Source organism: Testudinibacter sp. P80/BLE/0925 (assembly GCF_053570785.1).
Genome location: NZ_CM131636.1, coordinates 1885548 through 1899979 on the forward strand (window position 1 = coordinate 1885548; position 14432 = coordinate 1899979).

Here is a 14432-nt window from a genome sequence, read left to right on the forward strand (position 1 = left end):
AACTAGAAACAACTCAAGGTATCAAAATGCAAAATAAAACTATTTCTGTCGTCGGCTTAGGTTATATCGGTTTACCGGCTGCGGCCATGTTTGCTTCCCGAGAGGTTAAAGTGATTGGTGTTGACGTCAACCAACATGCCGTAGACACCATCAATGAAGGCAAAATTCATATTGTCGAGCCCGGTTTGGAAGAAATTGTCCAAGAAGCAGTAGCAAAAGGTTTTTTGCGTGCGACCACAAAAGCAGAGCCGGCCGATACCTTTGTAATTGCCGTGCCGACACCTTTTAAAGGCAACCACGAGCCTGATGTCAGCTATATCGAAGCCGTTGCCAAAGCCATTGCGCCGGTGTTGGAAAAAGGTAATGTGATTATTCTTGAATCCACCTCACCGGTCGGCACAACTGAGCAAATGGTGGAATGGTTGTCTGCTGCCCGCCCGGATTTGGCATTTCCAAAAGAAGGGGCGTCAGGCGAAGTTGATGTTCATGTCGCCTACTGCCCTGAACGCGTATTACCGGGACAAGTCATCAAAGAATTGGTCGAAAACGATCGTATTATCGGCGGCATTACCGAAGCCTGCTCTGATAAAGCGATTGACGTTTACCGCGTGTTTGTCGAGGGCGATTTGCTCAAAACCAATGCGCGTACCGCAGAAATGGCAAAACTCACCGAAAATGCCTTCCGTGATGTCAATATCGCCTTTGCCAACGAGCTTTCCCTGATTTCAGACCGCCTGAATATCAACGTCTGGGAGCTTATTTCCCTTGCCAACCGTCATCCGCGAGTGAATATTTTGCAACCCGGTTGTGGCGTAGGAGGTCATTGTATTGCGGTTGACCCTTGGTTTATTGTGGATAAAACTCCAGATTTGGCCAATATTGTGCGTACCGCCCGTGAAGTGAATGATGGCAAACCGGAATGGGTCATCAAGAAAGTCAATGAAGCGGTTGAAGCCGTAGCGGCTCAAACAGGCAAAGCCAAGCAAGATGTGAAAATCGTTTGCTACGGCTTGGCATTCAAACCCGATATTGACGACTTGCGTGAAAGCCCCGCATTGATGATTACCGAAAAATTAATCCAGCAATACCCTGGCCAAGTAGCGGCAGTAGAGCCGAATGTGCATGAAGTGGTTGATCATCACGGTAAAAAAGACATTGCACTGATTGATTACGCCCAAAGTGCAGCGCTAGCTGATGTTGCCGTGTTGTTGGTTAACCATAAAGAGTTTATGGAAAATAAGCCGACATTTCAAGCAAGTGCGGTTGTGGTGGATACCAAGGGGGTTTGGTAAATATTTCTTGTTTGTCAGTTAAATTGAATAGTGAAACCGGAAAAAGTTTGAATTCGTATGAAGAAAAATTTTAAAGATTTAAAAAACAGATTGTTGCAAGAAGGGGTTGTTTTAAGTGATACCCAGTGGGAAAAAATAGCACATGAGTTCGAAGAACCTTCAATCAGCCAGCAAGAACAAAAAATTCAGCAGTTGCAGGATGAGCTGTATCATCTGCGCATAGAAAAAAGTAAATATCAATTACTGCTGACTCAGCGCTTTCAAGATAGAAATAATCAAACGATTGCTTATCAATTTGGTCGGTTGATATTGGATTTTTTTAAAAACCCAATTAGGAATTTCATTACGCCAAATGCACTTCTATCTATTTACGCTCAATTCTTGAAACGCAAAGAAAAGAAAAAAACGCTGACCTCTTTTGAAAAAAAATGTCTACAGTGGTTCTCGCCCAAACAGTCGGTTCGAGCAGATGATACTTTTGAACAATTGGTTAATCAAAAACCGACAGTTGCAGGGCTTTCAGTAGCTCCATCCGAAACCAAATTGCTAAAACAACGTAGTCCGTTAAAATTGAATTTTGCTCATAAAAAGGCAGAAGATTTAAAGGTTGCCGTTATTTTAGATGAATTCAGCTTTAATTCGTTCAAAGATGAATTTACACCGCTGATTATTACACCAAGCAATTGGAAAGCGGTTTTTGCCCAACAAAAACCTGATTTGTTTTTTTGCGAATCGGCTTGGAGCGGCACGGATAGTGTGAACCGTCCGTGGAAAGGCAAAATTTATGCCAGCGTTAATTTTCAAAAAGAAAACCGTACCGAATTATTGCAAATTTTAGAGTATTGTAATGAGCGCGGTATTCCCACTGTATTTTGGAATAAAGAAGATCCTACGCATTATCCGGATCGCGTGCACGACTTTGTAAAAACGGCACAATTGTTTGATTTCGTATTTACCACAGCAGAAGAGTGCGTGGAAAAATATAAGCAAGAGTATGGTCTGGAACACGTTTATGCCTTACCCTTTGCCACTAATCCAAAAGTATTCAATCCAATTGACGATGCAGAAGTTCCTCGTTCTGAAAATATCATATTTGCAGGCAGTTGGTATGCAAATCATATCGAGCGTTCAAAAACGATGTGTCAGCTTTTTGATAACTTGGTAAATAACCACTACCAGCTGGAGTTCTATAACCGCTATTATGGAGATTCCGACCCGAATCATTTGATTCCCGAGCAATACCAAAAGTATGAAAAACCCAATATCCCTAATAAAGATATTGGTAGAGTTTATAAATCCAGTATATTCGGTTTGAATCTGAATACCGTTGTTGATTCGGAAACCATGTTTGCCCGGCGGGTATTTGAACTGATGTCCAGCAACACGCTGGTATTATCCAATTATTCAAAAGGCATGGATAAGATGTTTGGCGATAACGTAGTTTTTTTGGATACTGAGCCGCACCGCCTGCAAGCATTGAATAAGGATACAATCGAGCGTATTCGAGAAGAGAATTTAAATAATGTATTGGCTAACCATACTTATCAAAACCGGTTTGAAACTATTTTAAAAGCGGTTGGGGTTGATTATGATGAAGTGCCGGAAAAAGTGACATTGGTTGTTAAAGTAGACGATACAGAGCAGTTGCAGCAAGAGATTAATATATTTTATCAAAAATTCAATAGTGCCCCATACCGATTATTGCTGGTATTGTCGACAACATTTTCTGATTTGGATGCGGCGGAAATCTATTCAGAATACAACCAAAATAAAATTAATGTATTGGCAGAGTCGTATATCCGCCGTTATGGTAATGAGCGATCCAAATATGTTGAAACGCCTTATTTCGTATTGGCGGATAGCTTGGAAAAATCAGCTCTCGATAAAATTGAAAAAGCACTATTGCATAGCAGCTATCTTTCAGACGGCTACATTGCTTTGACTGAACATGAAAAACAAAAATACATTTTTGAACCAAGAATGATGATGAACAATATTTTTGCACCGCAAAACAAGTTTGTTGAGGCTCTGGCTAGTTTCAAGCAGCTTGTTGAACAACCTATTTATTATATCAGCAGACAAGGAGATTGATATGGATATCAGCATTATCATCCCTTGCTATAACGCCGTTGGGAAAATCGAAGTCTGCATAGCGGCGCTAGAAAGTATTGATTATCTGGAATCCCGCTATGAAGTTATTTTTGTAGACGACTGTTCCAAAGATAACACCTTTCATTACTTGCAAAGCCAGGCAGCGCAGCATTCAAATTGGCGGGTCTTGCAGATGGCACAAAATAGCGGATCTCCTTCCGAGCCCCGTAATCTCGGCGTGTCACAGGCAAAAGGAGAATATATTTTCTTTTTGGACTGCGATGATGAAATTTTTTCGGATACATTAAAAATCCACTTTGGTGAAGCAAAAAAACAAAATGCCGATATTGTGCGAGGGTATCTAATCGTTGATGATGGCAATAAACGTTTTGCTACCAACCGGATTTTTGAAAATATGGCAAGGTTGGATAAATGTGGACAAATTGAGACGATCATCGGAAAACAGAGCACAACCGTTCCAAGCCTGATTAAGCGTAGCTTATTGGAAAATAATCAAATAACATGGCATTCTGATTTACGCATGGGGGAAGATACGGTTTATTTAACCGAAGTATTGTCTGTTGCACAAACGGTAGCCTATATCGACCATCCTACATTTATTTATAATAAAAGAATCAGTGCGCAAGCCTCATCCACGCAAAGTTACGGTTCACGAGAATTGAACAATCATTTAATGGTATGGCAAACCGCACAGGAAAAACTTGCCAAACAAGGTGTAGATTACTACAGTATTCGTTTGCAAGTCGGGCTTCAAACGGCAATCCAGTCTATGATTGCCTATAATCGCTTTGATATAGATGAAAGCGATTTTATCGCATTGGCAGATTTTGTTAATCAAAATAAAAAGCTGATTTCAACCTTTAATTATAACGAAAGAATTAAAGGCGTTTTGGCTGAAATTTATAACCGAAATTATGGCAAATTTTTAAACACCATTAAGCAAAGAATGGTGGTGGCAGGTTATGATTTGAAATTCATCCGACCCGTATTGCCGCACTTGCAACAGTTTTACCAAATCCGCATTGACGAATGGACAGGACACAATGCTCATGACGTGCAACATAGCGAAGAGTGCTTGAAATGGGCGGAAGTTGTCTTTTGCGAATGGATGCTGGGCAACGCCGTCTGGTATAGCCATCGGGTAAGGGATAATCAAAAACTCTTTATCCGCATGCATCGTTTTGAGTTGACTACAGCATGGTTCAAACAAATCGACTTTACCAAAGTCAATCGTGTTTTTGCCGTATCGCTCTATTTCTTTGAAAAGCTGGTTGAATACACTCGTATCCCACGCTCTCAAGCATGCTTGTTGCCCAATTATCTGGACAGCAGCAACTATGCACAATCGAATGATAAAGAAAAATTGTTCAATCTCGGCATTATCGGTATTCTGCCTTCACGAAAAGGCTACCTGAATGCGCTGAAAGTATTGAAAAAACTGGTCGCAAAAAACAAAAAATACCGACTGTTCGTCTATGGAAAAATGCCGGAAGACTTGCCTTGGGTAAAAAATAACCCGCAAGAGATGGCTTATTTTGATGAATGCAACCGTTTTATCGAACAAAACAATCTGCAACCGCACGTTGTGATTAAGGGGTGGGTGGATGTTAAAACTGAATTGAAAGATATCGGTTTTATCTTGTCAACCAGCGACAACGAAGAAATCCCAGAAAGTTTTCACATCGCACCGGCAGACGGTTTTTCTGCCGGTAACCAAGGTATTCTGTTGGATTGGAATGGAATGGAATACATCTACCCTGAAAAATATATTTTCAAGTCGGTAGAGCAACTGGCAACACATATTCACAAACAAAACACCTTGGATAAATTCAACCGATACAATCACCAAGGCTTGACGTTAATCAAGGAACGTTATTCAGTGGATAACTTCGTGAGCCAATTACGTAAGCAACTCCGCCTTTCTACTATTCGCTTCCCAAGTGCACCGGCGCCAAGAGCGGATGATATCGAACACACCGTTATTGCGGAAATTCAAAACCGTAAATTGACTTCAGACGGCATAGTGATTGATTTACCGAAAAGCGTACAAAGTAATTGCAAGCTAATTTTGGAATACAGCTTAAAATATTCTGATAATACTAAGGTTAATGCAGCGTTGGTGTCTCTAGGACCTAATAATGCAAGTGCGGTTACTGGATTCAAAATGTCTGATATGAAGTCGGTGGGACTATACAAGTATCTGACCACAACCGAAAGTGGTGCTACCTGTTTTATGGAAATTCCATTAACGAAAGATAATCAAATTGAGAGATTAAAATTGATGTTGTGGCAAAAAGATGCTGTGATTGAGCTCGTTGAGATGAAAGTATTTATTTTTTAAATTTTTTTGAGGGTATTGTTATGTATTTTATTGGGCAAACGAGATTTAGTCTGTATCTTCCTAAAAGTAATGCTTGGAATGTATCTAATTTTACAGAAGAAGAATATATCGCACATTTATTTTCAGATGAAAGAATGTCGGTGCGTGCCAAAATTTTTGCCGAACTTTCTGTGCCTCTTATGGCAAAAATGAAGCAGGATTTTGATTTTAAACATATCGTTTCTTATTCGTCTATTTTGCCTGAAAAATAGAAAAATATGTTGTTTGAATTGAGTCAGAAATACCCATTCTTGCATTTGTGCGAGGTTGATACACACCAAGGCAACCCTATTCGTGCGGTTTTGAATGGAAAACCAAATGGTTCTGTAGCTTTTTTTCGTTTGGATGACGACGACTTGTTGGCAGTAAATTATTTAGAACAGTTAGCCGCATATAATAAAATTGATTATAAAAATATGGCGGTATCTTTTGGCAAAGGATTTACTGGATATTATAAAGATGGGCATTTTATTGATTTTCGTGACTGCAAACAACGATTTATAGCAATAGGGCAAGCCTATATTGGTTTTTGGGGTGACGGTAGTCTCGAGCTACCAACCATGCATAGTCACCATAATTTGGATGAAAATTATCCTGTAATTGTTGATTCGCGTAAACCTTCCTATATACATACTCACCACGATCAACAAGATACTAATTATCGGTTTTCCAATGATAGTCATAACAAAAATAATACGATTGAGACTGATTTGATGCGGTTTACTAAAACAAAAATGCCAGAAGTTATTAGTGAGCTATTTCCAGTGCTAAGTGATGATGTTCAAGGTTTTATTGATAACCGTAAAATGATTTTTAAAACAGTAGATGTTGCTTTAAAAAATAAGACAACGACTTTGGAAATAAATTATAACCCAGTTGAAAAAGTTTTTGAGTGTGCATATGAAATTCAAACTGATAACTCAATTACTTCGTCTAAAGCTTTGGTTTTATCAATATTTTTTGATCAGGTTGCAGATGGTGTGCAAGGCTTGAATCAATCAACCAATCCTGAAATTGGTTGGTATAAATATTTATCCGCCTCAAATGGAATTGCTAAAGGTAGCTTTTCTTTTTCAGTAAGTAGTCCGTTGCGGTTGAAAAGTGCTAAGACGATATTATGGGACAATCGTATCACTACAGCAGAGATAAAAAAATTAGAAATATTTTCCTAACTGGATAAGTGATATGAACACTAACCAAGATATTGAAATCTTGCCACTCGCCGACAAAATTGCCGAACTGCTGAAAACTGCTCGTCAGCGAGCGGTGGCGCAAGTGAATCAGGCAATGGTGCTGACTTATTTTGAAATCGGCAGAATGATTGTGGAAGATGAGCAGGGAGGTCATGAAAGAGCGGCTTATGGCAAGGCTCAGTTGAAGCGGTTGTCACGTCGGCTGACGGCGGAATTCGGGAGGGGATTTTCAGTAGAAAATTTGGATCGAATGCGCTTTTTCTATAAAACCTACTCACAGCCAATTTCGTCAACAGTATTGACGAATTCGGAAGCGTCGTCTCAGAAATTAGAAAAAGGTCAGACACCGTCTGACGAATTCAAGTTGAGTTGGTCGCACTATATCAGGTTGATGCGGATTGCCGATCCGCTGGAACGACGGTTTTATGAAGTCGAAGCCGCAAAAAACAATTGGAGCTTGCGTGAACTGAACCGCCAATATGATTCGGCGTTGTTTACTCGATTGGCATTGAGTAAAGACAAGCAAGGCGTGCTGAGTTTAGCTTTGCAAGGGCAAGTCATTGAAACACCGCAAGATGTGATTAAAGACCCTTATGTGTTGGAATTCCTCGGCTTGCCTGAGCATTCGCAATATTCCGAGAGCAAACTGGAACAACGCTTGATTGATAAGCTGGAGCATTTTTTATTGGAGCTGGGAACGGGATTTGCTTTTGTTTCGCGCCAGCAACGAATCAGTCTGGATGACCAACATTTTTATGTGGATTTGGTGTTCTATAATCGGGTTCTGCGTTGTTTTGTGTTGATTGATTTGAAATTAGGCCGTCTGAAACATCAAGATTTAGGACAAATGCAGATGTATGTGAATTATTACGACCGTAAAATGCGCTTGCCCGATGAGAATCAAACCATTGGTATCGTGCTGTGCCAAGATAAAAGTGAAGCGGTTGTAGAGTTTACTTTGCCTGAAGGCAATAGTCAGATTTTTGCCAGCCGTTATTTGACTGTTTTGCCAAGCAAAGCACAGTTGCAGGCATTATTGGTAGAATGAGTTTTGATGAATATTTATTTAATATCCGATAATCTGACACACGCTGCTCTCAGCCAAGAAGATGGGCTGACGTTGTTATCGGCAAGATACAATGTGTTGCAGCGTTATATGCTGAATCAAGCCGATATGCTGTTGGTCGAATCAGCTTGGCAGGGCTATAAAAACCGCTGGAAATATAAAATTGCGGCTTATCCTGATGTGCCGAAACGCAATAATCATGCGTTAAAGCGCTTAGTTGAAAAAGCCAAAGATAAGGGTATTCCAACGGTTTTTTGGAATAAAGAAGACGGAGTTCATTTTGATCGTTTTATTAACAGTGCCAAGCTGTTTGATCATGTGTTTACGGTAGATGCGAATTGTATTCCCAAGTACAAAGCAGTAATGGGGCAGGATGCTTCGGTGCATACCTTGATGTTTGCCGTGCAGCCGAAATTTCATGCGTTTACCGGCTTTGATTTTAAGTATCATCGGGCGAATTTTGTCGGCAGTTACAGCCATCATGTCCATGCGGATCGGCGTCTGTTTCAAGATAATCTGTTTCAGACGGCCTCGGAAAGCGGTTTGGGCTTGACGGTTTTTGACCGGAATTCCAATCGGAAATCGGATAACTACCGCTACCCGCTGTTGGCTGATATGCAGGTTTGCCCGGCTGTGGCTTACCCGCAAACGGCGCAGATTTATAAGGATTATTTGGTTTCGTTGAACGTGAATACCATCACCGATTCACCAACCATGTTTTCCCGCCGTTTGGTCGAGATTTTGGCTTGCGGCGGGATTGCGGTCACCAATGCTTCCGAATCGGTCAATAATCTGTTTGCGGATTATTGCCATATAGTGGAGAGTCGTGAGGAAATGCTGGATTTGTTTGCCCGTTTGAAACACGGCCCGAGTGCGAATGACTTGGCGCGTGCAAGGGCAGGTGCGGAATATGTGGCGCAATATCATACTTGGGAACATCGGCTAGAACAAATTACTAATGTTATTGGATTATAATTAAAAATATATGTAATATTTTTAATATAGATATTTTATACTTGCTAACTATTTCTAACTATAAATTCCCTTGCAAAAGGGATAGAATCTTGAACTTGATTTAGTTGTGCGGATAAGTCAAAAAACTATGATTTATTGTACTGAATAAGAAATTATGATGAAAAAACTAACACTTTCCCTATGCTGCCTAACTTTGACAGCTTGTAATACCATGCCGACCTCTGGCCCCAGCCAAAGCCGCGTGATGGATTTGCAAAATCAAAGTAATGAAAACATCCCGACAGTTGAAGTGGTTGAGGTTGAAGATGCGGTGGCGACCGCACTTTTTAATCAGCAACAAGCACAATCGTTTAGCCATTTTGCCAATGCAAACAGCTATAACGGAGCGGTGAATATTGGTGACACCCTCGATGTGATGATCTGGGAAGCGCCGCCTGCGGTGTTGTTTGGTGGTGTGTTAAACCAAAGTGGCACAGGTGGAGCACAATTGACTAGCTTACCTGAACAGATGGTGAGTGAAAGTGGCAAAATCACTATTCCCTTTTTAGGTGCGATTTCTGTACGCGGTAAAACGCCGGAGCAGATCCAAAAAGAGATTGTGCGTCGCCTAGCGCCTATGGCAAATCAGCCACAAGCTATGGTGCGTTTGGTGAAAAATAATTCAGCCAATGTCACTGTGTTACGACAAGGCAATAGTGTCCGTATGCCGCTCACCGCACATGGCGAGCGAGTGCTAGATGCGGTGGCTGCTGTCGGTGGGGCAACGGAAAATGCTTATGATATTTCTGTACAGCTGACAAGAGGTCATGAGGTTAAAACAATCTCGCTAGAAAAACTGGCTTCTAATCCAAAGGAAAATATTAAGTTGCGTTCCGGTGATGTGATCTCATTACTGAACAATCCATTGAGCTTTACCGCACTTGGTGCGGTGGGTAGCAATCGCGAAGTGCGGTTTTCAGCTAAAGGCTTGACGTTGGCGGAAGCTATCGGTCGCATGGGCGGTTTGATTGATACCCGTTCTGATCCGCGCGGCGTGTTTGTATTCCGTTATTTACCGTTTGAAAAGCTGAGCGCACAAGATAAAGCCACTTGGCAGGGGCGTGGTTATGACGTGGGTATGGATGTGCCGACGGTCTATCGGATCAATTTATTAGAACCGAAATCGTTGTTCTGGTTGCAACGTTTCCCGATTCAAAATAAAGATATTGTCTATGTATCGAATGCTCCGTTAGCGGAATTCCAAAAATTCTTGAGAATTATTTTCTCAATTACTTCACCGATAACTAGCACGGCAAACAGCGTGAATAATTTATCGAATTAATGGAGAAAAAAGAAATGACAGAGACAACATTAGTGGCGGAAAAACCGATATCAGTATCTAAGGCAGAAAAAGATATAAAAAAAATATGGAAAAAGTTTAATCCCTTGTTTTGGGTGACGGTGTTGATTCCGACTTTTTGTTCGGTGTTCTATTTCACTTTTTGGGCGTCTGATGTGTACATCTCTGAGTCCAGTTTTGTGGTGCGTTCTTCTCGCAGCCAAGCCTCATTAAGCGGTTTTGGTGCGTTGTTGCAGAGTGTAGGCTTTGCCCGTTCGCAGGACGATACTTACACGGTGCAGGAGTTTATGCGCTCGCGTAATGTACTTGAACAATTGGAATCGGTATTGCCTATGCGCCAGTTTTATGAAGATAAAGGCGATTTTTTCAGCCGTTTTAATCCGCTTGGGATTAATGATGGGCAGGAAGCGTTTTATCGTTATTTCCAAAAACGTTCTTCAGTCAGCTTAGATTCCGTCTCGGGTATTGCGACCTTAAGTATTCGTGCTTTTAATGCGGAAGATGGACAAAAAGTTAACACTGAATTATTGCGTTTGGGGGAAGCATTAATTAACCGTTTGAATGAGCGTGCGCGCAGGGATACGATCATCTTTGCCGAACAATCGGTAAAAGAAGCCGAACAGCGGGTGACTGACTCTGCACTCGCATTGAGTGAATATCGGATTAAAAACGGGATCTTTGATCTTCAGGCTCAATCCGAGGTGCAGTTGACCTTGATTTCCAAATTACAAGATGAATTAATCTCTATCCAAACTCAGTTGGATCAAGTGCGTGCGATTTCACCACAAAATCCGCAAGTGAAAACCTTGCAGGCGAGAGAAAAAAGTATCCAAAATGAGATTCAACAGCAAATTGAAACCATTTTTGGTGGCGGTGATTCGATGGCTAATCAAACGGCAGAATACCAACGCTTGGTTCTAGATAACACCTTAGCGCAGCAACAATTAACTACAGCAATTACATCATTGCAAAATGCTAAAAAAGAAGCGGATCGCCAACAATTATATTTGGAAGTGATTAATCAACCAAGCAAACCCGATTTAGCCCTAGAGCCTTATCGGATTTATAATATTTTTGCCACTTTGATTATCGGCTTAATGTTATATGGAATATTAAGCCTATTGTTAGCTAGCGTGAGAGAGCATAAAAACTAATGCAATACGGTGATAAAACCACATTACAGCAATCTTTTGCCATTCAAAAGCGCGTGGTTGGCGCATTATTGTTGCGCGAAATCATTACCCGCTATGGGCGGCAGAATATTGGTTTTTTATGGTTGTTTGTTGAACCTATGTTAATGACAGTATCAATAGTATTGCTGTGGCGGTTTGTTAGAGGAGATGCATTTTCTGCATTAAATATTATTGCATTCGCAGTAACAGGTTATCCGTTAATGATGATGTGGCGTAATGCCTCAAATCGAGCGATAGGTTCAGTTTCGGCTAATATTAGTTTACTTTATCACCGTAACGTTAGAGTGTTAGATACGCTATTTGCGAGGATGTTATTAGAAATAACTGGTGCAACAGTTGCTCAAATTGTAATTATGGCGATACTGATTGCAATTGGTTGGATTGAATTGCCACAAGATATTTTTTATATGTTATTAGCATGGATATTAATGGCAATGTTTGCTATTGGACTAGGGCTGATTATCTGCTCTATTGCTCACCATATTGAACCCTTTGGGAAAATTTGGGGTACATTGAGTTTTGTAATGTTTCCACTATCAGGAGCAATGTTTTTTATACATAGCCTACCAGTACAATTTCATAAATATATTCTTTGGGTTCCGATGATTCATGGTACAGAAATGTTTCGTCATGGTTATTTTGGTTCTATGGCTATAACTTACGAAAATCCTTGGTTTTTATTGGTTTGTGATCTTACATTATTACTAATAGGGCTAATGATGGTGAAAAATTTTAGTAAAGGAATTGAACCTTCATGATCAAAGTGGAAGATGTCAGTAAACGTTATTTAACTCATAATGGTTGGCGTACAGTATTACATAATGTTAATTTTGAGTTGGAAAAAGGCGAGAAAATTGGGATTTTAGGACGTAATGGCGCAGGTAAATCCACCTTAATTCGCCTAATCAGTGGGATTGAACCGCCAACAAGCGGCACGATTGAGCGTACCATGAGTATCTCTTGGCCTTTAGCCTTTAGCGGTGCATTTCAAGGCAGTTTAACCGGTATGGATAATTTGCGCTTTATTTGCAGAATTTACGATGTGGATATTGATTATGTCAAATGCTTCACTGAAGAATTTTCCGAATTAGGTGATTATCTTTATGAACCGGTAAACAAATATTCTTCTGGTATGAAAGCCCGTTTAGCGTTTGCATTGTCGTTATCGGTGGAATTTGATTGCTATCTGATCGATGAAGTGATTGCAGTGGGGGATTCCCGTTTTTCGGCTAAATGTAAATATGAACTGTTTGAAAAGCGCAAAGATCGCTCGATTATTCTGGTTTCGCACAGCCCGTCAGCGGTACGCGAGTATTGTGATAATGCCGCAGTGTTAGAAGCCGGTTATATGCATAATTTCCAGTCAATTGATGAAGCCTATAAATATTACAATGAAAGCCAAAAAGCCTAGCCGAAGCTGACAACAAAAATGCCCCCAATTTCCATGTGCGGTTTTAATGGTTGGTAAAGCAGAGTTGAGGGGCTTTTGCCCCTCTAAAAATTACAACACCTTCACAATACTTTCACACAGATAACGGATATTATCTTCGGTGATACCAGCAACATTGATCCGCCCGGAACGTACCGCGTAAATTGCGAATTCGTCTTTCAGGCGATCCACTTGTTCAGGGCTGAGGCCGCTGAAGGAGAACATGCCGTTTTGTTCGATGATAAATGAGAAGTCTTGCTCTGCGCCGTATTCTTTCAATAAGTCCACGAATTTTTGGCGCATGGTTTTAATCCGTTCGCGCATTTCGGCAAGTTCGGCGATCCAGTCGGCTTTTAATTCTGCGTCACTCAACACCAAGGCGACGGCATTTGCGCCGTGGGAGGACGGGTTGGAATACAGCGTACGGATAATGGATTTCACTTGGCTGAATGCGGTTTCGGCAGTGGCTTGATCCGCGGCAACGATGGTGAATGCGCCGACGCGTTCGTTATATAAACCGAAGTTTTTCGAGAATGAGCTGGCAATCAGTAATTCTTTGTGGTTTGCGGCAAAGGCGCGCAAGCCTTGGGCATCTTCATCTAAGCCGTTGGCTAAGCCTTGATAAGCAAAGTCAAATAATGGTAACCAACCGTTTTTCACCGACATGGCGGCTAACTGTTGCCACTGTTCAGGGGTCGGGTCGATACCGGTCGGGTTGTGGCAGCAGCCGTGCAGCAGTACCACATCGCCTTCGCCGGCGTTGCTGAGATCGGCGATCATGTTGTCCCAATCTAAAGCGTGAGTTTCTTCGTTGTAGTAACGGTAGTTACGAATCGTCATGCCGACCGCGTTGAAAATCGCGTTGTGGTTTGGCCAAGTCGGGGCGCTGATCCACACATTTTGCGCATTGGTTTGGCGTTTGATAAATTCCGCTGCAACACGCAATGCCCCTGTTCCGCCCAAACTTTGTGCGGTTTTGGCGCGTTTGCTGTTGACGATCTCGCTATTTGCGCCGAACAGTAATTCTTGGGTGAATTGGTTGTAGGCGGCAACACCGTCAATCGTCAGGTAATTTTTGGTGTTTTCGTTTTCCAACAGGCGTTTTTCTGCTTCTTTCACCGCTTTCACGATTGGGGTCAAGCCGTTGGCGTCTTTATAAACACCGATCCCCAAGTTGATTTTGTTGCTGCGGGTTTCGGCTTTAAACGCTTCGCCTAAACCTAAAATCGGATCTGCCGGTGCGGCTTGGATTTTTTCAAACATAGTGATTTCCTTTGATTTTGATGATAATGATGTTGTGTAATAAATTTTTATTGTTTTAGGATAATTGGTTGAAATTAATATGTGTTGTGCATTGTAGGGGCGAATTAGATATCGCCCGAACCGCACTTTGTATTTATTCTCTCTTGATTCATTGCTTATACCGCACTTCGTAAACGGGCGGCTATCCAAT

Annotated in this window: 10 protein-coding genes and 1 pseudogene; 10 read left to right on the forward strand and 1 reads right to left on the reverse strand. The window is 41.3% G+C overall.

Annotated elements, in window-relative coordinates:
- Positions 1 to 26 precede the first annotated feature (26 nt).
- The 10 genes and pseudogenes from wecC (at position 27) to ACWA5Z_RS09175 (ending at position 12961) form a co-directional block, all read left to right on the forward strand.
- On the forward strand, positions 27 to 1292 hold the full coding sequence (wecC, locus tag ACWA5Z_RS09130) for a UDP-N-acetyl-D-mannosamine dehydrogenase (RefSeq protein WP_431051647.1): 1266 nt from the start codon (positions 27 to 29) through the stop codon (positions 1290 to 1292).
- Between the two features lie 57 nt (positions 1293 to 1349).
- Positions 1350 to 3383 carry a CgeB family protein gene (locus ACWA5Z_RS09135; protein ID WP_431051649.1) on the forward strand — a complete coding sequence of 678 codons (2034 nt, stop codon included), beginning with the start codon at positions 1350 to 1352 and terminating at the stop codon, positions 3381 to 3383.
- A gap of 1 nt (position 3384) precedes the next feature.
- Positions 3385 to 5745, forward strand: a complete 2361-nt coding sequence (locus ACWA5Z_RS09140) for a glycosyltransferase (protein ID WP_431051651.1) — start codon at positions 3385 to 3387, stop codon at positions 5743 to 5745.
- A 20-nt stretch (positions 5746 to 5765) separates the two neighbouring features.
- Positions 5766 to 6956: pseudogene (locus ACWA5Z_RS09145) on the forward strand (glycosyltransferase).
- A 13-nt stretch (positions 6957 to 6969) separates the two neighbouring features.
- Positions 6970 to 8025, forward strand: coding sequence for a PDDEXK nuclease domain-containing protein (locus tag ACWA5Z_RS09150; protein ID WP_431051655.1), 1056 nt, complete (start codon positions 6970 to 6972; stop codon positions 8023 to 8025).
- Between the two features lie 6 nt (positions 8026 to 8031).
- Positions 8032 to 9018 carry a CgeB family protein gene (locus ACWA5Z_RS09155; RefSeq protein WP_431051657.1) on the forward strand — a complete coding sequence of 329 codons (987 nt, stop codon included), beginning with the start codon at positions 8032 to 8034 and terminating at the stop codon, positions 9016 to 9018.
- Positions 9019 to 9172: 154 nt separating this feature from the next.
- On the forward strand, positions 9173 to 10339 hold the full coding sequence (locus ACWA5Z_RS09160; protein ID WP_431051658.1) for a polysaccharide biosynthesis/export family protein: 1167 nt from the start codon (positions 9173 to 9175) through the stop codon (positions 10337 to 10339).
- A 14-nt stretch (positions 10340 to 10353) separates the two neighbouring features.
- Entirely contained in the window at positions 10354 to 11511 is a 1158-nt protein-coding gene (locus ACWA5Z_RS09165) for a capsule biosynthesis protein (RefSeq protein ID WP_431051659.1), read from the forward strand.
- Positions 11511 to 12308: an ABC transporter permease gene (locus ACWA5Z_RS09170; RefSeq protein ID WP_431051661.1), complete on the forward strand. Its 798-nt coding sequence runs from the start codon at positions 11511 to 11513 to the stop codon at positions 12306 to 12308. The genes ACWA5Z_RS09165 and ACWA5Z_RS09170 overlap by 1 nt, the downstream gene beginning before the upstream one ends.
- Positions 12305 to 12961 (forward strand): ABC transporter ATP-binding protein, encoded by a 657-nt coding sequence (locus tag ACWA5Z_RS09175; RefSeq protein ID WP_431051663.1) that lies wholly within the window; start codon positions 12305 to 12307, stop codon positions 12959 to 12961. The genes ACWA5Z_RS09170 and ACWA5Z_RS09175 overlap by 4 nt, the downstream gene beginning before the upstream one ends.
- Before the next feature lie 90 nt (positions 12962 to 13051).
- On the opposite strand, the gene ACWA5Z_RS09180 is transcribed toward ACWA5Z_RS09175, so the two are convergent.
- Positions 13052 to 14242 carry an amino acid aminotransferase gene (locus tag ACWA5Z_RS09180; protein WP_431051665.1) on the reverse strand — a complete coding sequence of 397 codons (1191 nt, stop codon included), beginning with the start codon at positions 14240 to 14242 and terminating at the stop codon, positions 13052 to 13054.
- Positions 14243 to 14432: the final 190 nt, after the last annotated feature.

Coding starts and splice junctions, on each gene's coding strand:
- wecC (WP_431051647.1), top strand. CDS start 27: ATGCAAAATAAAACTATTTCTGTCGTCGGCTTAGGTTATATCGGTTTA.
- ACWA5Z_RS09135 (WP_431051649.1), top strand. CDS start 1,350: ATGAAGAAAAATTTTAAAGATTTAAAAAACAGATTGTTGCAAGAAGGG.
- ACWA5Z_RS09140 (WP_431051651.1), top strand. CDS start 3,385: ATGGATATCAGCATTATCATCCCTTGCTATAACGCCGTTGGGAAAATC.
- ACWA5Z_RS09150 (WP_431051655.1), top strand. CDS start 6,970: ATGAACACTAACCAAGATATTGAAATCTTGCCACTCGCCGACAAAATT.
- ACWA5Z_RS09155 (WP_431051657.1), top strand. CDS start 8,032: ATGAATATTTATTTAATATCCGATAATCTGACACACGCTGCTCTCAGC.
- ACWA5Z_RS09160 (WP_431051658.1), top strand. CDS start 9,173: ATGATGAAAAAACTAACACTTTCCCTATGCTGCCTAACTTTGACAGCT.
- ACWA5Z_RS09165 (WP_431051659.1), top strand. CDS start 10,354: ATGACAGAGACAACATTAGTGGCGGAAAAACCGATATCAGTATCTAAG.
- ACWA5Z_RS09170 (WP_431051661.1), top strand. CDS start 11,511: ATGCAATACGGTGATAAAACCACATTACAGCAATCTTTTGCCATTCAA.
- ACWA5Z_RS09175 (WP_431051663.1), top strand. CDS start 12,305: ATGATCAAAGTGGAAGATGTCAGTAAACGTTATTTAACTCATAATGGT.
- ACWA5Z_RS09180 (WP_431051665.1), bottom strand. CDS start 14,242: ATGTTTGAAAAAATCCAAGCCGCACCGGCAGATCCGATTTTAGGTTTA.